General features: G+C 35.5%; 22 protein-coding genes. 9 read left to right on the top strand and 13 right to left on the bottom strand.

Annotated features, from left to right (window positions below):
• Nucleotides 1–38: 38 nt before the first annotated feature.
• Entirely contained in the window at nucleotides 39–593 is a 555-nt protein-coding gene (locus MKY49_RS22465) for a sigma-70 family RNA polymerase sigma factor (protein WP_274795052.1), read from the top strand.
• Nucleotides 590–1,681 carry a DUF4179 domain-containing protein gene (locus tag MKY49_RS22460; RefSeq protein WP_274795051.1) on the top strand — a complete coding sequence of 364 codons (1,092 nt, stop codon included), beginning with the start codon at nucleotides 590–592 and terminating at the stop codon, nucleotides 1,679–1,681. The genes MKY49_RS22465 and MKY49_RS22460 overlap by 4 nt, the downstream gene beginning before the upstream one ends.
• Nucleotides 1,682–1,722: 41 nt before the next feature.
• Here the strand turns inward: MKY49_RS22460 and MKY49_RS22455 are convergent, their stop codons facing one another.
• Nucleotides 1,723–2,055, bottom strand: a complete 333-nt coding sequence (locus MKY49_RS22455; RefSeq protein WP_274795050.1) for a BRCT domain-containing protein — start codon at nucleotides 2,053–2,055, stop codon at nucleotides 1,723–1,725.
• A 113-nt stretch (nucleotides 2,056–2,168) separates the two neighbouring features.
• Here MKY49_RS22455 and MKY49_RS22450 point away from each other — a divergent pair, with 113 nt between their 5' ends.
• The gene (locus MKY49_RS22450; RefSeq protein WP_341387105.1) at nucleotides 2,169–3,698 is read left to right on the top strand and encodes a histidine kinase N-terminal 7TM domain-containing diguanylate cyclase; all 1,530 of its coding nucleotides are present in this window, start codon (nucleotides 2,169–2,171) and stop codon (nucleotides 3,696–3,698) included.
• Between the two features lie 60 nt (nucleotides 3,699–3,758).
• On the opposite strand, the gene gnd is transcribed toward MKY49_RS22450, so the two are convergent.
• The 4 genes from gnd to MKY49_RS22430 are packed head-to-tail and all read right to left on the bottom strand — an operon-like array spanning nucleotide 3,759 to nucleotide 8,813.
• Complete coding sequence (gene gnd / locus MKY49_RS22445) at nucleotides 3,759–5,159, bottom strand: decarboxylating NADP(+)-dependent phosphogluconate dehydrogenase (RefSeq protein WP_341387104.1); 1,401 nt, start codon at nucleotides 5,157–5,159, stop codon at nucleotides 3,759–3,761.
• A 26-nt stretch (nucleotides 5,160–5,185) separates the two neighbouring features.
• Complete coding sequence (locus MKY49_RS22440; protein ID WP_322605774.1) at nucleotides 5,186–6,532, bottom strand: GntP family permease; 1,347 nt, start codon at nucleotides 6,530–6,532, stop codon at nucleotides 5,186–5,188.
• Nucleotides 6,533–6,547: 15 nt separating this feature from the next.
• A complete protein-coding gene (gene gntK, locus MKY49_RS22435; RefSeq protein WP_274795046.1) occupies nucleotides 6,548–8,089 on the bottom strand; it encodes a gluconokinase in 1,542 nt (513 codons plus the stop codon).
• On the bottom strand, nucleotides 8,082–8,813 hold the full coding sequence (locus MKY49_RS22430) for a GntR family transcriptional regulator (RefSeq protein ID WP_274795045.1): 732 nt from the start codon (nucleotides 8,811–8,813) through the stop codon (nucleotides 8,082–8,084). The genes gntK and MKY49_RS22430 overlap by 8 nt, the downstream gene beginning before the upstream one ends.
• A 227-nt stretch (nucleotides 8,814–9,040) precedes the next feature.
• Between MKY49_RS22430 and MKY49_RS22425 the strand changes: the two genes are divergently transcribed.
• Together MKY49_RS22425 and MKY49_RS22420 are read left to right on the top strand one after the other, a co-directional pair.
• On the top strand, nucleotides 9,041–9,253 hold the full coding sequence (locus tag MKY49_RS22425) for a hypothetical protein (protein ID WP_274795044.1): 213 nt from the start codon (nucleotides 9,041–9,043) through the stop codon (nucleotides 9,251–9,253).
• A gap of 173 nt (nucleotides 9,254–9,426) precedes the next feature.
• Nucleotides 9,427–9,702 (top strand): hypothetical protein, encoded by a 276-nt coding sequence (locus MKY49_RS22420; protein WP_274795042.1) that lies wholly within the window; start codon nucleotides 9,427–9,429, stop codon nucleotides 9,700–9,702.
• 66 nt (nucleotides 9,703–9,768) lie between these two features.
• On the opposite strand, the gene MKY49_RS22415 is transcribed toward MKY49_RS22420, so the two are convergent.
• The gene (locus MKY49_RS22415) at nucleotides 9,769–10,260 is read right to left on the bottom strand and encodes a hypothetical protein (RefSeq protein WP_274795041.1); all 492 of its coding nucleotides are present in this window, start codon (nucleotides 10,258–10,260) and stop codon (nucleotides 9,769–9,771) included.
• Nucleotides 10,261–10,416: 156 nt separating this feature from the next.
• On the opposite strand from MKY49_RS22415, the gene MKY49_RS22410 reads away from it, so the two are divergent.
• The 4 genes from MKY49_RS22410 to MKY49_RS22395 all read left to right on the top strand — a co-directional run bounded on the left by MKY49_RS22410 (nucleotide 10,417) and on the right by MKY49_RS22395 (nucleotide 14,632).
• Nucleotides 10,417–10,566, top strand: coding sequence for a hypothetical protein (locus MKY49_RS22410; protein WP_274797399.1), 150 nt, complete (start codon nucleotides 10,417–10,419; stop codon nucleotides 10,564–10,566).
• Nucleotides 10,567–10,684: 118 nt separating this feature from the next.
• On the top strand, nucleotides 10,685–11,455 hold the full coding sequence (locus tag MKY49_RS22405; RefSeq protein ID WP_312506378.1) for a nucleotidyltransferase domain-containing protein: 771 nt from the start codon (nucleotides 10,685–10,687) through the stop codon (nucleotides 11,453–11,455).
• Nucleotides 11,456–11,843: 388 nt separating this feature from the next.
• Nucleotides 11,844–13,325: a malate:quinone oxidoreductase gene (locus tag MKY49_RS22400; protein WP_274795039.1), complete on the top strand. Its 1,482-nt coding sequence runs from the start codon at nucleotides 11,844–11,846 to the stop codon at nucleotides 13,323–13,325.
• 227 nt (nucleotides 13,326–13,552) lie between these two features.
• Complete coding sequence (locus MKY49_RS22395; protein ID WP_274795038.1) at nucleotides 13,553–14,632, top strand: ankyrin repeat domain-containing protein; 1,080 nt, start codon at nucleotides 13,553–13,555, stop codon at nucleotides 14,630–14,632.
• A 118-nt stretch (nucleotides 14,633–14,750) separates the two neighbouring features.
• Here the strand turns inward: MKY49_RS22395 and MKY49_RS22390 are convergent, their stop codons facing one another.
• The 7 genes from MKY49_RS22390 to MKY49_RS22360 all read right to left on the bottom strand — a co-directional run bounded on the left by MKY49_RS22390 (nucleotide 14,751) and on the right by MKY49_RS22360 (nucleotide 19,211).
• On the bottom strand, nucleotides 14,751–15,032 hold the full coding sequence (locus tag MKY49_RS22390) for a hypothetical protein (RefSeq protein ID WP_313469637.1): 282 nt from the start codon (nucleotides 15,030–15,032) through the stop codon (nucleotides 14,751–14,753).
• Entirely contained in the window at nucleotides 15,029–15,688 is a 660-nt protein-coding gene (locus MKY49_RS22385; protein ID WP_312506379.1) for a hypothetical protein, read from the bottom strand. The genes MKY49_RS22390 and MKY49_RS22385 overlap by 4 nt, the downstream gene beginning before the upstream one ends.
• 145 nt (nucleotides 15,689–15,833) lie before the next feature.
• Nucleotides 15,834–16,241, bottom strand: a complete 408-nt coding sequence (locus tag MKY49_RS22380; RefSeq protein ID WP_312506380.1) for a MarR family transcriptional regulator — start codon at nucleotides 16,239–16,241, stop codon at nucleotides 15,834–15,836.
• 199 nt (nucleotides 16,242–16,440) lie between these two features.
• Complete coding sequence (locus MKY49_RS22375; RefSeq protein WP_312506381.1) at nucleotides 16,441–17,097, bottom strand: hypothetical protein; 657 nt, start codon at nucleotides 17,095–17,097, stop codon at nucleotides 16,441–16,443.
• 2 nt (nucleotides 17,098–17,099) lie between these two features.
• Nucleotides 17,100–17,507: a permease prefix domain 1-containing protein gene (locus MKY49_RS22370; protein ID WP_274795033.1), complete on the bottom strand. Its 408-nt coding sequence runs from the start codon at nucleotides 17,505–17,507 to the stop codon at nucleotides 17,100–17,102.
• A complete protein-coding gene (locus MKY49_RS22365) occupies nucleotides 17,504–17,833 on the bottom strand; it encodes a PadR family transcriptional regulator (protein WP_274795032.1) in 330 nt (109 codons plus the stop codon). The genes MKY49_RS22370 and MKY49_RS22365 overlap by 4 nt, the downstream gene beginning before the upstream one ends.
• A gap of 187 nt (nucleotides 17,834–18,020) precedes the next feature.
• The gene (locus MKY49_RS22360) at nucleotides 18,021–19,211 is read right to left on the bottom strand and encodes a M14 family metallopeptidase (RefSeq protein WP_341387102.1); all 1,191 of its coding nucleotides are present in this window, start codon (nucleotides 19,209–19,211) and stop codon (nucleotides 18,021–18,023) included.
• Nucleotides 19,212–19,232 lie beyond the last annotated feature (21 nt).

The following is a 19,232-nucleotide window of genomic DNA, read 5'->3' as shown; positions in this document are numbered from 1 at the left end:
GAAGGGTCCTTTATGATTGTGGAAGAAAGGGTGTTTGGATGAGGATAACAGCTGAAAACTTTATAAAGCATCTAAAGAAAAATCGAGAAGAAGCACTTCAATACGTGATTGATGAATATATCGGAATTGTAAAAGCTATTATTTACAATGCCTTAAAATCTTATAATGATCCTCAAATAATTGAAGAATGTATAAGTGATACTTTCTTAGGTGCATATGAAAATGCTAAACAGTTCAAGGGAGATAAAGAGGATTTTAGAAAATGGATTTGCACTATAGCGAAGTATAAAGCTATTACGAAGCAAAGAAAGCTATCTAAAGCGCCATTTTTTTATGAAATTGATGAGACAGGAAATGCAGTAAAATCTGCTGAGGATGAATATTTAATTAAGTCATCTACAGAGGAGTTACTTATGATGATGAGTCAATTGGAGCAATTGGACCGTGATATTTTTACAATGAAATACTTTTTAAATATGAAAAACGAAGAAATTGCTGAGCATTGTGGTTTAACAAAAGCTGCTATTAATAACCGATTATATCGTGGGAAAAAAAGATTACAGCAAATTCATTTAGGGGGGAGTATGTCATGAAAAAGCTATATCAACAATTTAATCATTTAAATCTTGATCATATAAATATAGAGCCAATGGAAGTGAGTACGCTTGAAAAAGAGAGAATTAAAAGAAATGTGTTAAAGGCAAAAAAGAAAAAGCACCTTATTAGAAATTTTGTTGCTGCAGCAACCTTTTTCATCGCTTCTAGTATTACAATTGGCTATGCATTTCCTACATTTGCAGCGAATATGCCGATTATTGGAAATATCTTCGAGTTGTTCATTGATAACGAAAAGTATGTTTTCGACAATTATGATGAATACTCTACAAATATTGGAATGGTCCAGGAGAGTAATGGGATCGAAGTATCTGTAAACGATGCTGTATATGATGGAGAAAATATTACCATTGCGTACACCATTAAAAGTGCGAAAGATTTAGGAGAAAGGCCAGTATTATATGGTGAAAATCGTGAACTAACTGCTAAGGAATTTGGTAAAAGGTATCAATATGGAGGCTATGCCACGAATCATTTGGTTCAAAAGATAAACGACAATGAGTATGCAGTATTATATATTTTTGAACTCATCAGAGGCTCAAAGCCTGAGGAAGTTCATATTACTTTTCAAGGAGATCAAGTTGTTGATTTAAATAATGTGAATAATGCTGTGGCAGGAAATTGGTCATTTGAATTTACTTTAGGGAAGCTTGAAAGTAAAACACAGCGTATAGAAAAAGATAGCATGAAAACGGAAGCGGAAGGTATAAAAATAGAAGCTTTTAAAATAACGAAAACCCCTATCTCTACAGCAATTTATCTTTCAGAAGAGGTGTTTGTAGAGAAGGAAAATGGTGAATGGCGAGGGGCTGGCATTGAATATGTCGTGAAAGATAATTTAGGGAATGAGTATAATGTTATTCATTTTAGAGGAAATAGTCATAATACAGACTTTGTAGGTCGAGGAAATTTCCCACGCATTGTTATTAATAATTTTGATAAACAAGCAACATCTATAATGATCACTCCTGTAGTAAACTTCTACAAGATCAAGGATAGTACAGGAGCATTGGAACTTATAAAAGAACCGTATACAATAAAGCCGATCGTTGTTCCGCTGCAATAAGCATAAAAAAGGAGTATGTAAATTGATCTTACATACTCCTTTTATTTTTGAATGTCCTCTTTCATCGAAATAAGCCATAAAAAATCATCCTCTATTATTAGTTGAATGTCATGACCCTGATTTATGAGGTGTTCTGCTTTACGTTGTTTAGTACTAATACCACGACGTTTATCTCCAAGAATAACGAAATCTGTTTGCTGTGTAACGGCGCCTTGCAAGGACCCTCCACAAACTTTTACTTGTTTAGCTGCTTCTGAACGGGTCATTGTAGAAAGAGCTCCAGTAAAAACAATTTGTTTATTAAAAAACGGGTGGGTTAGGCTTTCGGCTGGATCTGTAATAAAAATGATTTCAGGGTTGTCCCTATTAGTCATACTGGTACTCCTTAAAAATTTTTTAGCTACCATTTGAGCAATAAATAAATAAATCCACAAAATTTTATATGTATGCTACATTAAAATTAAAAATTTTAAAGAGGTACATAGACATGAATTCACAATTGACTGCTTTTATTACTCTTGGCTGCACATCGGGTGTACTAAATTTGTATTTATGTTTATACGTATTTCTACAACGATTTAACTATACAAAAATTGCGCATTTGTTTATTAGTTATACCGCATTAATATCGATATATTGTTTTGCCTCTGCTTTTGGTTTAATAGCGACAACATTGGGGGCAATAAAGTTTTGGACCGCTATTCAATACGCAGGTATGGCCACTTCAACACCTCTCGGACTATTGTTTATCATGAGATATTTGGGCTTTCAACTGACACGGAAAAAGGTAATTGCACTACTTTCCATTCCCTTTATCAGCTTAATCATGGTTGCTACAAATGATATGCACCATTTTCATTATAGAGTATTTGAAATTGACCCTGTATTGGGATCACCTTATATTCATCAGGAAATTGGAGTATGGTATATCATACATGGGATATTTACATTTGGCTGTATGTTTGTAGCATTTTTATTAATAGTAAAGCAATGGAAAGAAACAAGTAAAGCCTATCGAAAACAACTCATTGCTTTAATGTGTGGTCAGCTGATCCCTATGGTAACCGCATTTATTTACTTGTTGGGCTTAACACCTCAAGGAGTTGATCCCGTTCCAATGGTGTTATGGGCTTCCTCACTGTTGTATTTATGGTCAATAAGTTCCTCTCGTTTATTTAGCGTCATGCCTATTACTAAGGATGTAATATTTCATAATATCAATGATGGTGTCATTGTGCTAGATGAATCGTCACGATTAATAGAGTTTAATCAATCGTGTAACCAAATGTTCCCTCAACTATCTAGATCCATGTTTGGTATGGACTTTGCCCAGGTGTGGCTCCAGGTAACTGGACAATTTATGCCCTTTAATTTGGAAGCGATAGAGAATACGCAAGAAATTGAGCTAAACCATATCAATCGTACTTATCAAGTACGTATATCAGCACTCCAGCATGTTAATCATGGTAATGGGTTACTGCTAATTTTCACGGATTTTACTGAAGTAAAAAAGCTACAACATATGTTAGAACAACAGGCTTACTATGATGAGCTTACACAAATCTATAATCGTCGAGCTTTTTTCAAACATCTAGAAACGTACGAAGAAGCTACTGGCTTTACAGTCGTTTTAATGGATATTGATCACTTTAAACATGTAAATGATACGTATGGACATGCAACTGGGGATCAATTACTTGTTCATGTTGTAAAGGCTTGCCAGAGTGAGCTGAAAAATGGACAATTTTTTGCAAGGTATGGCGGTGAGGAGTTTGTTCTTACACTCAAGGGCTATACATTAGCTGAAGGTGAAATATTAGCAAATCAGCTCTGTCGCAGCATAGAGACTTCTCCCCTTATGACTATTGTGGGCACTATTAGAGCGACGATTAGCTGTGGAGTGGCAGAGGGTAAAATTGGAGAAGAGTCGCTTTATCAGCTTTTGAATAAAGCCGATAAAGCCTTATATGCAGCAAAAGAGGCAGGACGTAATCGAGTCCATGTTTATAGAGAATAAAAAAAGCTAAAATATACAATCAGTCATCGATAGGGAATGATGTATATTTTAGCTTTTTACTTACCAATTTGTATGGAAAACACCTTCTGCATCAATACGTTCATACGTATGAGCGCCAAAGTAATCACGTTGGGCCTGTAACATATTGGCATTTGATGAACCTGTGCGATAACTATCATAATATGTGAGAGAAGCACTTAAACATGGGAATGCATTACCTGCTTGTATACCTTCACACACAATTTTTCTCAATCCCATTTGATAGTCCTTCGTCTTTTCTGCAAAGTATGGGTCAATTAATAAATTATCTAGAGTAGGCTGCTGTTGGTAGGCTTCACTAATAACATTTAAGAACTCTGCACGGATAATACAGCCGCTACGGAAAATTAATGCAATATCCTTTAATGGCAAGTTCCAGTCATAAAGTTCCGATGTCATTTTATATTGTGTGAAACCTTGCGCATAAGCACAGATTTTACCCATATACAAAGCTTGTCGTACGTATTCAACCCAAACCTCTTTATCAAGGCTTTGTTGATTGTAGTCAGGTCCTGTTAATACAGCCTCCGCACGAACTCGCTCCCCTTTTAATGATGAAATATAGCGTGCAAATAAGGCCTCTGTAATAATGGATGTAGGAATACCATTATCAATGGATTGCATACTAGTCCATTTTCCAGTCCCTTTTTGACCTGCTTTATCAAGAATCATATCAATTAGCGGTAATCCCGTTACTTCATCTTTTTTTCTTAAAATGTCAGCTGTAATTTCGATTAAGTAGCTTTTTAGTTCGCCTTGATTCCAAGTTTCAAAGATAGTAGCAATTTCCTCAACAGATAACCCAACATTTTTTCTTAAAAATGTATAAGCTTCGGCAATTAGTTGCATATCTGCATATTCGATTCCATTGTGGACCATTTTAACGAAGTGACCTGCACCTTTAGGGCCAATATACGTACAGCATGGCATCCCTTTTACTTGTGCTGCGATCTTCGTAAGAATAGGCGCAGCTTTTTCATAGACCTCTTGATCTCCACCTGGCATGATAGAAGGACCTGTCAATGCACCAACTTCACCACCAGAAATACCAATGCCTAAATATCCGATTCCTAGTCCATTTAATTCATCATATCTACGCTCAGTATCTTTATAGTGTGAGTTACCACCATCCATAATCACATCGCCTTTTTCAAGGAAAGGCACTACAGACTGAATAACAGAATCAATAGCGTTTCCTGCTGTAACCATTAAAAAAATCTTTCTTGGTTTCTCTAAAGATTGTACGAAGTCTTCTATATCATAGTAGGGAGTAAGCGCCTGTCCTTCGACTTTTTCTAGAAGTTTGTCGGTTAAATCTCGTGTGTAATTATAAACGGCTACTTGTTCGCCATTATTAGCCATGTTTAAAGCGATATTACTGCCCATCACACCTAAACCAATAACGCCTATTGTATTTAACATTGTGCCCGCTCCTTTTTATACATTTCTTAAACAAATAAACTAAGTAATAAAATAAATCCTAAACCAGCCACAGATACTATTGTTTCGAGTAGTGTCCATGTAGCAAAGGTTTCCTTCATGCTCAGCCCAAAATACTCTTTAAACATCCAGAAACCAGCATCATTGACATGTGAAGCAATTAAGCTTCCTGCCCCCGTTGCCAATACGACCAAGGCAAGGTTAACATCGCTTTGACCTAACATTGGAATGACTAACCCAGCTGTTGTTAAAGCAGCAACGGTAGCTGATCCCAATGAAATACGTAAAATAGCGGCGATAATCCAAGCAAGTAAGATCGGTGATAAGGTAGTTCCATGGAATAACTCAGCAACGTAATCCCCAACACCACCATCGATTAATACCTGCTTGAAGGCGCCCCCTCCACCAATTATTAAGAGCATCATGCCGATATGAGTAATTGCTGTGGTACATGATTCCATGACCTGTTTAATAGGGATGTTTCTTGCGATTCCCATCGTATAGGTAGCCACTAGTAAGGAGATTAACATGGATGTACCAGCTTCACCGATGAAGCGGATTCCTGCTAAGAAGCCATTATCTTCAAAGCCTATTGTTTTTTGTAGCAGTGTAATAATAGTAGCGATAGACATTAAAATAACAGGTAGTAGTGCAGTGAAAACACTGATACCAAAACTAGGTGTATCCTCTAGTTCAAATGTTTTTTGTTCACCAAGAGAAGCGATATTACCAGTTTTGTTGAATGATTCAGGCACTAACCTTTTCGCTAATTTTGTGAATAGCGGCCCTGCTAAAATAACGGTCGGAATGGCGATGATAAATCCATAAAGTAAAACTTCACCAATGTTTGCCCCGAATTCACCAGCGATGACAGTTGGTCCTGGATGAGGTGGTAAAAATCCGTGTGTAACAGATAATGCTGCAGTCATAGGAATTCCTAAATATAAAATAGAAACCTTTAATTGTCTTGAAATAGCGAAGACTATAGGGATTAATAGCACTAATCCTACTTCAAAGAAAAGAGCTATACCGATAATAAAGGATGCCGCTACAACAGCCCATTGGATATTCTTTTCCCCAAATTTATTAACAAGGGTCATGGCAATACGCTGTGCCCCTCCTGAATCAGCAATTAGTTTCCCTAGCATAGCTCCAAGTCCAAATATTAATGCTAAGTGACCTAATGTACCGCCTAATCCTGCTTCAATCGTCTTCACGATGCCATCTAAAGGCATCCCAAGAGCCAATGCCACTCCAAATGAAACGATAATTAATGAGATAAACGTATTTAATTTAAAGCCCATTATTAAAATTAACAGTGCGATAATACCAATACCTACAATAATTAATGGCATGTATTCTCCTCCTCTTTAGTCGGGCTTAATTAAGCTCCTTTGATATTGAGCAATGGATGCATAATCATCTGCTAACACCCTGGATAAACGAATGAAAATAGGGAGTAGCTGTCTATATTCTTTTGCTGCATCTTCGATAGGTGTATGTTTATAAGTGTCACCAATCATATCAGCGACAATGTCAAAGGAATCGATTTTTCCGATAGCATATAAGCCTAAAATACAAGCACCAAGACAGGAGCTCTCATAACTTTCAGGGACAACTACTTCCGATTCAAAAATATCAGCCATCATTTGTCTCCAAATCTCAGAGCGTGAAAAACCACCTGTCGCTTGAATACGAGTTACGGGAGTTTCCATACACTCGAGCAATGCTAAATAGACGGTATATAAATTGTAGATAACCCCTTCAAGAGCTGCTCGTATCATATGTTCTTTTTTATGCGACATGGTTAAACCAAAAAATGATCCACGTACATCTGGATTCCATAAAGGTGCACGTTCACCCGATAAATACGGATGGAATAGCAATCCATCAGCACCCGGTCTTACACGTTCTGCAATTTTGGTCAATACTTCATATGGATCAATCCCGAGTCTTTTGGCTGTTTCAATTTCAGATGAAGCAAATTCATCCCGAATCCAGCGAAGTACCATACCGCCATTGTTTACAGGTCCACCAATGACCCAATGATTCTCTGTTAAGGCATAGCAGAAAATTCTACCTTTCACATCAGTTTTAGGCTTATCAATAATAGTGCGAATAGCACCACTTGTCCCAATTGTGACAGCAATTTCACCTTCTCGAATGGCATTCACACCTAGATTAGAAAGTACGCCATCACTTGCACCAATGATAAAAGGTGTTTGTGGGTCAATACCAATTTGTTTAGCTAAAAGGTCATTGCAGTTCGAAAATAATTGAGTTGTTGGTACGAGTGTCGACAATTGTGCTCTCGAAATACCGGCAACAGTTAACGCTTCTTCGTCCCAATCTAATGTGTGGAGATTCATCATGCCCATACACGAGGCTAATGAATAATCGACGACATATTGATTAAAGAATTTTTTAAAAATGTATTCTTTAATACCGATATATTTCTTTGTTTTGCACGCGATTTCAGGATGTTCATGCACAAGCCAAGTAATTTTGCTTAGAGGTGACATTGGGTGAATAGGTGTACCTGTTCTTTTATAAATTTCATGACCATTCCAGTCATCTTTAATTTTATGTGCCCAAGCTTCACTACGATTATCTGCCCATGTGATAACAGGTGTTAACGGTAAATCATTTTCGTCTATAGCGATTACACTATGCATAGCACTGCTAAAGGACACAAATAATAATGATTTATCTGAATGGACTTTCATAATGTTAGAAATGGCTTGCAGTACAGCTTGAAAAATCTCTTCTGGATTTTGTTCAGCTGTTGAAATATCAGGCGTATATAATGGATACCCTATATTTTCTTGTTGAATAACCTTACCTTGTTCACTAAATAACACAGCTTTTGTACTAGTAGTCCCTATATCAACACCTAACATATAGTTAGTCATTTTGTGGCTCAACCCCTTTAGATAGCATTTGCTGTGACCGCCATAGGTCTTCTACCTTGCCTTGAACATCATCAAAATTTTCATGTAAGGATTTGATCATAAGCTCTCGATCTTTGGCTCTAATAGCATCAATATAGAGTTCGTGATTTTTCACAATGCGAGTAAAATCCTCATATTTTTCTTTAAAGCGCATACGCATTGATAATAAAATTAAGCCTTCCATTACTGGTTTTAAATTATTCCAAATCATGGTGATATAGGAATGTCCGATGGAGCGAATAATTGCCTCGTGGAACATAATATCCTGATAAGAAAATTCGTCTGCATCGTTATATTTAATGGCAACCTTCATCATTTCTAATGTTTTGCTAAGCTCTAGCGCTAAGTTAGTTGTATCCATTTTTATAAGACGTTCAAACACAAATGTTTCAATCAGCAATCGAACATCATAAATTTCTTCAATCTCTTTTTCCGATAAACCAAGGACAACAGCACCCATTTTTTCTAATCGAATGATATTTTCAGCCGCTAATATTCTTAATGCTTCACGAATGGGCGAACGACTTACTTCAAAATCTGCTGCAAGTTTATTTTCAGAAAGAATGGTACCGCTTTCAATTAATCCTGAAATAATACGCATTCTAAGTTCATATGCTACGCGATCGCCTGTTGAAGCCTTAGAAAGCCATTTTTGTGGATATAAGTAATCCTTTAATTCGCTCATAATATCACCTTTTCGATCCAGAGTATACTTGTATACAAGTATTATAGTCAGAAAGAAAATAAGATTGCAAGCGACTTAACATTGAAAAAGCCTCAACATTATCCTTAGCTAAATAGAAAATTTAATGCACATTCTTTTATTCCTCGATGGACAAACTTTAGAGTGAGAAGTTTAAAAAACCATATAAACGGTTTTGAAACTTTTCAAATAATCGATGGAGGATGGTTATGTCAAATATGAAAACAAATCGTAACAATGCAAAAGCAAATGGAACGAGAAGTGCAAAGCAATCAATTCAGCAGCGTCAGAAACTTCCTCAGGAAGAGTTTGGTGCTGAATTTGGGCTTGATGCGGCTTCATCACAGGTCAAGAACTTTGCTGAAACGCAAGGAAAAACAGGTATCAAACAACCGGTTAGTGAGAGAACTGCGTGGCACTAGTTTATATTTGACTATCTATTCAACACATTGAGAGGAACTAAGGATTTAGCCTTAGTTCTTTTTATGTCCTGGGAAATATTGTTTTTTAATTTTCTTCCATACATATTTCCTAAGCAATTCATAATACTACTTTTAGAACAATGAAATTTCTTTAGGAAGGGAAGATGTATCAATTGGCTAAACACTCAGATACAAGTTGGAAGCAGGATCATCCTAGTACATTGTTTAGTAATTCTGTACAAAAGGCTGATCGCATGTTAAAGCATGCAAAGTCACATCCAGAAGAAATAGCAATAGAGCATGCCTTTAACCAAATTAAGCATGCAGAAAATGCTCGTTTTAATGCAGAGCAATATGGTGAACATTTAGATACTGTTCAGCAAAATAAAGAATATTTGGATCAGATTAAACAGCAATTGCATGAAATGAAAAATGATATGAATAGATAATGACAAATATGAACGGCTTACACCCATAAAGAGGGAACTAAGCCGTTTATCATTTTAGTGATGTAACTAACACCAAACAATGATTTCATATGGTGAAGTTTGCGCAGGAATACTTCTAGTAGTAGGACCATAAATGACAATGAGGTTGCGATTAGCTGGATTATTTGAAAAAGGTTGACCGTTTTTAAGTGAAATAATAGTAGTAGAAGAAAGATTTAATTGTAATTGTCCATCATTACTAACTAATTGGTTATTAAAATAGTCCACCTTAACATTTTGATAATTACTTTCTTTGACAACAATCAATGCACGATATTGTGGTGGATAAATCATTGGTACTGGTGCATCACCATCATAATAACCTGTAACCCATTGACCTGTTGTAACGATTTCTTGATTTACAAAATAAGTAGAAGGAGAAATGATAAAATTTACGACTCCACCAGTTCCATCTTCTACAGTCATCATTTTATAACAGCCATCTCGGTCCCCATTTTGTCCTACAGGAAAATTATTTATGTTTGTTATCACACCACGAAAAGATTTAAAATTTACCATAGTCATTCCTTTCTTACATAATGATCGATTTTACCGTATTATTTTAATTTATGTGACATTATAAAATTAAGTGACAACTATAAATTAGGGATGACTACTTTATATAAACCCATCTATACTGAACATGCTTACTATAAAGTCAGGGGAGTGAATCTATTGAAGTGGACTTCTAAAAATAAGAAAATTCTTTTATTTTTCATAATCGTTATTATCATCATTGCGGGCGTACTCGATATTAAATATGAAGGACTGTTCTATCAGCTATTACCAACATCTATGCAAACATTTTTATCAAGTTTATTTTAACTAAGAACCGTACTTGAAAGAGAGTACGGTTTTTTTATTCAATGAACTCTATTATAGAAATAGGGAATGACTGAAGAAAAAAATAATACTATTAAAAATTACAAAAGGGATTGATTAATTGTTGGACAAATGGAAAACAGCACTAGAAACGTTCTTAAAAGATTGGCAAGACAGAGATGAGGTTATAGGAGCGCTTGTTTGTGGGAGTTATGTTACGGGGAATCCCTCTAAGCGATCTGACATCGATGTACATATTATTTTGGCAGAAGATGTGGCATGGCGGGAAAGAGGCAATCGAGTGATTAATGGGTTTCTAATTGAATACTTTGCTAATCCTCCAAGTCAAATTCGTCGGTATTTCCTAGATGATTTTAACAAGCGTAGAACTATGTCGATGGTGCAATTTAAAACAGGTAGAATTTTATATGATTATACTGGAATAATAAAAGACCTAAAATATGAAGCAGAAGAGTGGCTAAGCAAAAGATATAAGAAAGTGAATAAAACTGTCTTAGAAATAAAAAAATACGGATTATGGGATGCATTAGATAATTTAAAGGACTGTTATGAACAAGATAGGAAAGACTTTACCTTTACGTACCATAACGAATTAGCTAATTTGTTTACGGAGTACTGTCACTTTTTGAATTTAGAAATGATACCTTCTTATCAAATCTGTGCGTATCTTGAAGATCCACTGTATCTACAAAAATATTGTAAGACAGTATTTCCAGATGATGACTTTAAAAAATCTTTTATGAAAGCAATGCAAGAAGATGATGCTCAAAAGAAGATGGAGTTATTTGAAGCATTAGTCAATTATGTACTCAAAAAAATGGGTGGTTTTCGTATAGATGGCTGGCATATGAAAAGTCCAATCGATGATTAAACTTAAGGAGTAGGGAGTTAGTTCAGAAACAAGACGAGCTCCCTAATTTTATGTTATTATATAGATATAATAAAAAAAGAACCTATTTTTTATGAAAATGTCAACCATTTTTAGGCCGATTATTCCAAAAAGCTTAAATAATCCTAGTTTTATCCGTAAGAAAAAGTGAGTTTTTTGCTTGAATTATGAACGGAAAGACTCGAAAAAAGCGGATAACTCTCATATAAATAGTTGATATTTTATTCTTGAACTAATTGTGATAAACTGCAATAAGGTAATAATTGATACAGAAATGGTGTGCTCCGAGGTTGCTCCATGGCTTACAGTACTTCTAAAGCAGGAGTGCTTACATCCTTTCTGCAAATCTTAATATATAAGGAAGGTAAAAATGAGTAACAGACAAATTAAATCAGATGTTATCTTAATTGGTGCCGGAATCATGAGTGCAACTTTGGGAACATTACTCAAAGAATTAGCACCAGATTGGAAAATTACAGTGTTTGAAAAGCTTGAGAAAGCAGGCGAGGAAAGTTCTCACGAATTGAATAATGCTGGAACTGGACATGCTGCACTATGTGAGCTGAACTACACTTCAGAGAAAAAAGACGGATCAATCGATATCAAAAAAGCGATTAATGTTAATGAACAGTTCCATGTTTCAAGACAATTTTGGTCGTATCTTGTAAACAATAAGCTGATCAATAATCCACAAGACTTCATTATGCCTTTACCACATATGAGTTTAGTACAAGGGAAAGAAAATGTTGAGTTTCTAAAAAGACGTCATGAAACGATGACAAAAAATCCTTTATTTGAAGGAATGGAATTCTCAAAAGATCCTGAAACACTAAAAAAATGGATTCCACTTATTATGGAAAATCGTCCAGCTGGTGAAGATATTGCTGCAACGAAAATTGACACTGGTACAGATGTTAACTTTGGTGCTTTAACACGTATGTTAATTGACCACTTAAAAGCACAAGATGTAGATGTGAACTACAAACACAGTGTTGAAAGTTTAAAACAAACTAGTGATGGTTCATGGGAAGTACGTGTGCATGATTTAGACGGCTGTAAAATGGAATATCATTCAGCGAAATTTGTCTTCCTTGGAGCTGGTGGAGGAAGCCTAGAATTACTACAAAAATCTGGTATTCCTGAAGGAAAACATATTGGTGGATTCCCAATTAGTGGTCTATTCTTACAATGTAATAATCCAGAAGTAGCTGAAAAGCATCATGCAAAAGTGTATGGAAAAGCAAAAGTTGGTGCTCCACCAATGTCAGTACCGCATCTTGATACACGTTATATTGATAATAAAAAATCACTACTATTTGGACCATTCGCAGGTTTCTCACCTAAGTTCTTAAAAACAGGCTCAAATATGGATTTATTTGCTTCTGTTAAACCGCATAATATCACAACTTTATTAGCGGCAGGCGTTAAAGAGATGGGATTAACAAAGTATTTAATCCAACAGCTTATGCTTTCAAAAGAACAACGTATGGAAGAGTTACGTGAGTTCATTCCAAACGCGAAGAGTGATGATTGGGATATTATCGTTGCTGGTCAACGTGTACAAGTTATTAAAGATACAGAAGCGGGCGGTAAAGGTACACTTCAATTTGGTACGGAAGTTGTAAGTGCTGCTGATGGTTCAATTGCAGCTTTACTCGGAGCTTCACCAGGTGCGTCTACTGCTGTACATGTTATGCTTGAGGTTCTTAATAAATGTTTCCCTCAACATATCAAAGAGTGGGAACCAAAAATTAAAGAAATGATTCCATCATATGGTTTATCTTTAGCAGAAAACCCAGAGCTTCTAAAAGAAATTAATGCAACAACAGATAAAGCACTAGGTTTGAAATAAATAAGGAAGAGCTCTCAATCTATTTAAAATTGAGAGCTCTTTTTGTATGCCTTTTCCTGGGAAATTTTTAATGCTTGCCACAATTTTAACAAAGTAACTATAAAAATTAGTATAAATCTTTTTGACTTCATCATGATCTTTTTAAAACTGGAGCCATATATCCTGTTGTTTTGTTATAGGTTGTTTTCTATACTTTTCGTAAATGTAGGAAGGGAGCCATTCAATAGATGATTAAGCTAAAAGATATTGGGACATTTCAGGAGCTACCAGAGATTGCAATGCATATTTATACTGGTAATATCACCGCTTTACGAGTAGCAAAGAATAGGGGCTGGAATATTGAAGAACATTTTATATTAAGTAAGCATACCACGTTAAGTCCATTAAACTTAGCACTGATTTTACAAAAATTTGATGTAGTAAAACTGTTAGTTGAATATAATGTCAACTTGAATGTCGAAAAAAACCCTGCTTTTTTAGTTGCTGTTCGATATTGTAAGGAGAATATCATCCGTTACCTTGTCAAACAAGGGGCAAATCTAGATGGATATAATCAGGTTGGTTCTGGAGCCTTTTCACAGGCCTACTATGGGAATAAAAAAAATATCCCACTTATTCATGAGCTCGGACTAGATATTAAAGAACATGGTGGGGCCGTATTACGTGAGGCTGTAGCTAATTATGATATGAAAACAGTCACTTATTTACTCGATGAGGGGGCAGATATTAATTATCAAAAGTCTGACATGGTTTACCCCTATGCTGCCACACCGTTAACTATTGCCTCACGCATGGGGAATATTGCTATGGTGAAATATTTGGTTGAACGTGGTGCAGATGTCTCTTTAACCGAGAAAAATGGAGAAAGAGCTTATACTATTGCCGTAGGTTTGAAAAATGAAGAGCTAGCGAATTATTTGAAAGCACAAGAACCTGCGGAACTTCATTCAATAGTAAATAAAAAATATGCATTAAATAAATATAATTTACCAGATGAATTGGTCGATTTTCTAACGGGTGATAAATTGTATCTTAAACTTCCACCAAATGATTATGACATTCAGTATATTGAGTTTTTTAAGCTTACAGACACAATTGAGATGAAGCTTGGTCGTCAAAAACTTCTCCGACTTTCGGCATATGTTGATAATTATTCTGACATAGAAGTAGTGTGGAACCCAAATGGAAAGGGCCAAATTGGGTGCTATGATGTGGAGCATGAAGAATACGCTGATTTATGCAGCTTTACAGAGTTTCTTGCTAGACCAGAAGTCTACATCATCAATTTTCTAGAAGGGGAGCTTTAGCAATGTTCCTTAATACTTGATAACTGAGAATGGAACAATGATTACCTTAATAAAAAGAGTCATCGTATTGCTCAGGAAAAGGCAGTTTCCCAAAAGAATATGCCTTTTCTTGATTATTCTAAACGCGAAGTTTGGATATACAGAATACAATAGAACGTTTGATGTATGTGGCGCAAAAGAACAGAAGTACAGCTACTAGAAGTGCTAGAGGGATACTGAAAATAATAGGTATATCTACACCGTACCAGATACTCATTTTAATTTGATCCAGTCCGAATGTTCGTAAAAAGCCAGAGAATATAGATAGTATAGCACTTAAGAGTAAGCCAATGTATAGAACTGACAATACAACAAGAGCTAGTGAGCAAAAAAAAGCTTGTAGCATTTTTAGGAATATCATTCTATTTCCCTCCGAATAATATGATGCACGACTGCATTTGAATCGATTGAATAATCATCTGTATAATAAAGCCTTTCGATGAGACAATTTTCTCCTACTATAACTACTTCACCTTCCACAATTTGTGCATTTGTATAAGATAGCTTTAACTGTTTTCCACAGATTGTGTGACAAATTAACCTTTTCTTAAATAATGGAAGAAGTGTCACTCGATCTTTTTTTATCATTACATTTTCAGCTTGCAGCCTGCCAATTTTACTTTCTCCTGATAATTTCAACTGAAAGTGATTAGCTACTAATTCAGCGGCTTTCACTACACCAAGAGCCTCAAAATGTTCGCTCTGTAGTTTCCCTTCAATTATTACTTTCCCGGTACTATTGATTTTTTGGACACAACCTTTTTTTACTTTAAGGTTACCTGCATTTGTTAGTTCATCGATTTCACAATAATCTTTTAACGTACATGAACCTGTGCTGTTAAATTCATGGACAATAACGGGAAAATAAAATGAGCTATGGCCATGAGTAGACACTTTTTGCATGCGAACTTCTTGATGTATTGTTACGGCTCCACGAATATTTAATTGCTCATACTCAATATCCAAATGTTTAATACGGCCATTCGTAAGTGTTAGGGTACGCAGTTGTTGAAACATAAAAGTCACCTCATATACTTTAATTAATATATATTTTAATTACTAAAATATATATTAATTAAAGTATATGCAACTTCCCTTTGTCAAGAACAAATGAATTCCCTAATTTTGAGGCAATAAAAAAGGATTTCAATTTGTTGAAATCCTAAAAAATTTTATTCATTAATTGATTTACTTCACGTAAAATATTGGCCATATCTATGAGTTTATCCTGTGAAAACTTTAAAAAGATTTCTTGAACCTTTTTGTCCCCATTGCTTGTTAAAGTCATTTTGACGACACGGCGGTCATTATTTTCTCTAATTCGTTGTATCAGCTCTAGTTTTTCCAGTTTATCGCACATGGAAGTGACAGCTCCAGGAGTGATACTGAAGAATTCGGCAATTTCTGTCGCCTTCATACCATCATTTATTTTTAGTTGCAGGAGTAAAATTAATTGGTTTTGTGATAACGCTTCCCCTTTAGATAAAAGCTCTACAAACATTTTTGACTTTTGCTGTATATCTAGCATTTCCTTCATAATAATCTCTACATTGTGTAGACTTTCAGCCATATAATCACGTCCGTTAAAATATTTAATGGTTAAATTATATAGCAACTAAATTAACCTTTCCAATCATTAATAATTGTTTAAAAGCTACAAGTACCTTAGCCCCTTTTATAGATGAGTCCATGGTGGGAATAGTAGCGCCAATAAAAGAAAGGAAACATCATATCAAGGTATATTATGAATTTTTTAATAGACTTCTTTTTTACATTCGTTTCACAAAAGTAGCGTGATACATTCTTCTTTTATAGACATAAAAGTACATACTTAGTGGCCACCATAGTGTCACGAAAATAGGGTAAATTGCCCATATAACGCTTGGTGAAGAAATAACATTGACTGTAATGAAAAAGATACTAATTAGCAATGTAGCTGTAACGGAGAAGGCTACAAAAGTTTTGCGTTGAGCATGATATAAAGCAAGAGGCCACCACATGACTAAAAATGCGGGATAAATCGCCCAAGGATATTGTGGAGATACCATGATATTTAGCAATGCGTAATATATAATTGTAGAAGCACAGCCAATAAGTGCTGTTTGTAACGTCTTTGCTTTTTCTCCTAAATACATTAGAAGTGGCCACCAGATAATCGGATAGATGGCATAAATGAACCATAAATGATTTGGAGCGTATAGATAATTTTCGATAATAAGAAACGAGATAATTATAGCACTACAAACGATAGAGTATTGTTTATACATTTTTTTTGACATAAAAAATAATGTAATAGGCCATAGTAGAAGCAGTATGCAAGGGTAGATAAACCACATTGTTTGAGGCGATGTCGTGTAATTGACAATCCCTAAGAAAATCATTGTCATCAAGCTCCCAGCTATAGAAAAGTTAATAAAGTTCCTCATGATTATTCACCCCATCTCTTACGCGTCCACACAAAGTACATAGATAAAGGCCACCATAGAATAGCGAAGATCGGATAGATTGCCCAAATTGTATGCGGCGTGTAATAAAGATTAATGAAAATAAAAAAGGCAATAATTAAGCTACTTCCCCAAATTGAAAACTCTAAATTTAATTTTGCCATGTTTTTCTTTGCAGGCTCTTTAACGCCCAATTCTTTTTTTAAGTCTTCAATATCTCCAAATTCTACAATTGCTTTATTAATAGCATCTTCTTGTTCTTTTCCTTGATCCATCAAATAAAATACCTTTTCTTCAAGATTTTCAATAATCTCTTGTTTTACCATTTCAGTCTCGTTGTTACGAGGAATATCTTTAAAAAGCTCATCAATATGGTTTTTTATTCTTTTCATTCTAAGCCCTCCATAAATAAATCGATTATTTCTTTTACTTCCGACCATTCTTTCACTAACTCATTTAAATAGGCTCTACCTAATGGAGTAATACGGTAATACTTTCTTTTGCCTCCATGTGAAACATCTCCATAATAGGCTTCAATAATTTCCTTTTTCTCAAGTCGTTGAAAAACTGCATACAAAGTTGCTTCCTTGATTTGAAACCGATTGTTTGTACGGAGACTTATTTCCTGAGAAATTTCGTAGCCATAACGATCCTTTTCTGAAATTAGCCGTAAAATAATCGAATCCAAATGTCCTCGGATAATATCACTGCGAACCATAAGTCACCTACTTTATTTATTGCTCTATCTGTTAGAGTAATATTAGCAAACATTACTCTACCTGTCAAAGTAATTTGTTTTCTTTTTTATAGTGCTAATATGCCGAGACAATACCACACAAAAAGACTCCACTCACTGAAAATCCTAAAAGGATTCTTTCATGGTGAGTGGAGTTCGCACAATCTTTTTACATATACAATGCAGCGAGGAAAATCCCTAAAGCTTCGTCATAAATGTCATCAAACTGGCTGAGGGGGAGAGGATTTGTACCACTTCCCAGCTCAACGGTAAAGCCCGGTCTACGCCAATCTTGAATAAACCAGTCTTTATAGCCTGCATAGCTACCTGCAGATTGAATGGGCTCATAGCCACTAACTCTACTAAATTCATTCACAAGGACTTCGGATTCTGGGGGCTCAAGATTTTCAAAGCCCCAATAAATAACGCGACCTTGTGTATGAAATGCTAGAACTCTTAAAAAATCACGTTGCTTGGTCATGTTGGCCATTGCAATGGCTTCGGGTTCAGATAAAGGCCTTTCCCCACTATAATCTCTAGGGCCAGGTGATTTGGGATTGCGGGCACTTTCTAGCTCCCATTTTGCAGGAAATTGATCATTTAAATCGATCCCATGGATATTTGCTTTCCAACCAGAAAAATCGGAGCTCCCATTATTCCATGTAATCAATTGATTTTTTAATGCTTCATCACTTGGTGGGCCTTGTAATACTAAATCGACTCCATCAGGGTTCACCATGGGTACTATAGAAAGGGATGTTTGTTGATATAAAGAAAATGGAGAAATGCCACGAATACTACTTTGATTAGTGAGGGCGAGCAAATAGTCATTTAAAAATGTTAGAATAATAGGTGTAGTAATCCATTCATTCGCATGAAACGAGCCGTTATAATGAATACGTTTAGCTCCATTGCCAATTAAAAGCTCAGGGAGTTCTTTCCCTAAAACGGAGCTCCCAATGCTTGTACTTTGGAGAAAAGGATATACGTTGAGCAGCTTTTTTATATCATTCATCATATGAGTGTACGTGTAATTTTGTTTACCTTCAACTAAGCGCCATGTAATGCGTTGAGGTATGTGAATGATCTGACCTATTTGTAAGTGATTGGGGTTGAGACCAGGATTAACGAGTAATATGGCGATGAGGGGCAGGTTTCTACTCTGTGCAATCTGCCAAAAAGAGTCCCCTTGTTTGATTTGATAGCTAATGTTTAGAAAACCAGGAATACGAATGCGTTGTCCAACTCTTAAAAATTGGGGATTAATATTTTTATTGGAATCTAGAATTAGTTGAAGTGGTATGTTAAACACTTCACTAAAATGCCAAAGTGAATCTCCTGGCCTTACGATGATATCCACATGTATTCTCTCCTTAATTAG

Origin of the sequence: Lysinibacillus sp. FSL M8-0134, from assembly GCF_038069745.1 — a bacterium.
GTDB classification, from domain to species: domain Bacteria; phylum Bacillota; class Bacilli; order Bacillales_A; family Planococcaceae; genus Lysinibacillus; species Lysinibacillus irui.
The sequence above is the reverse complement of the archived record's forward strand: the minus strand, read 5'-3'. Positions and strand labels throughout refer to the sequence as shown.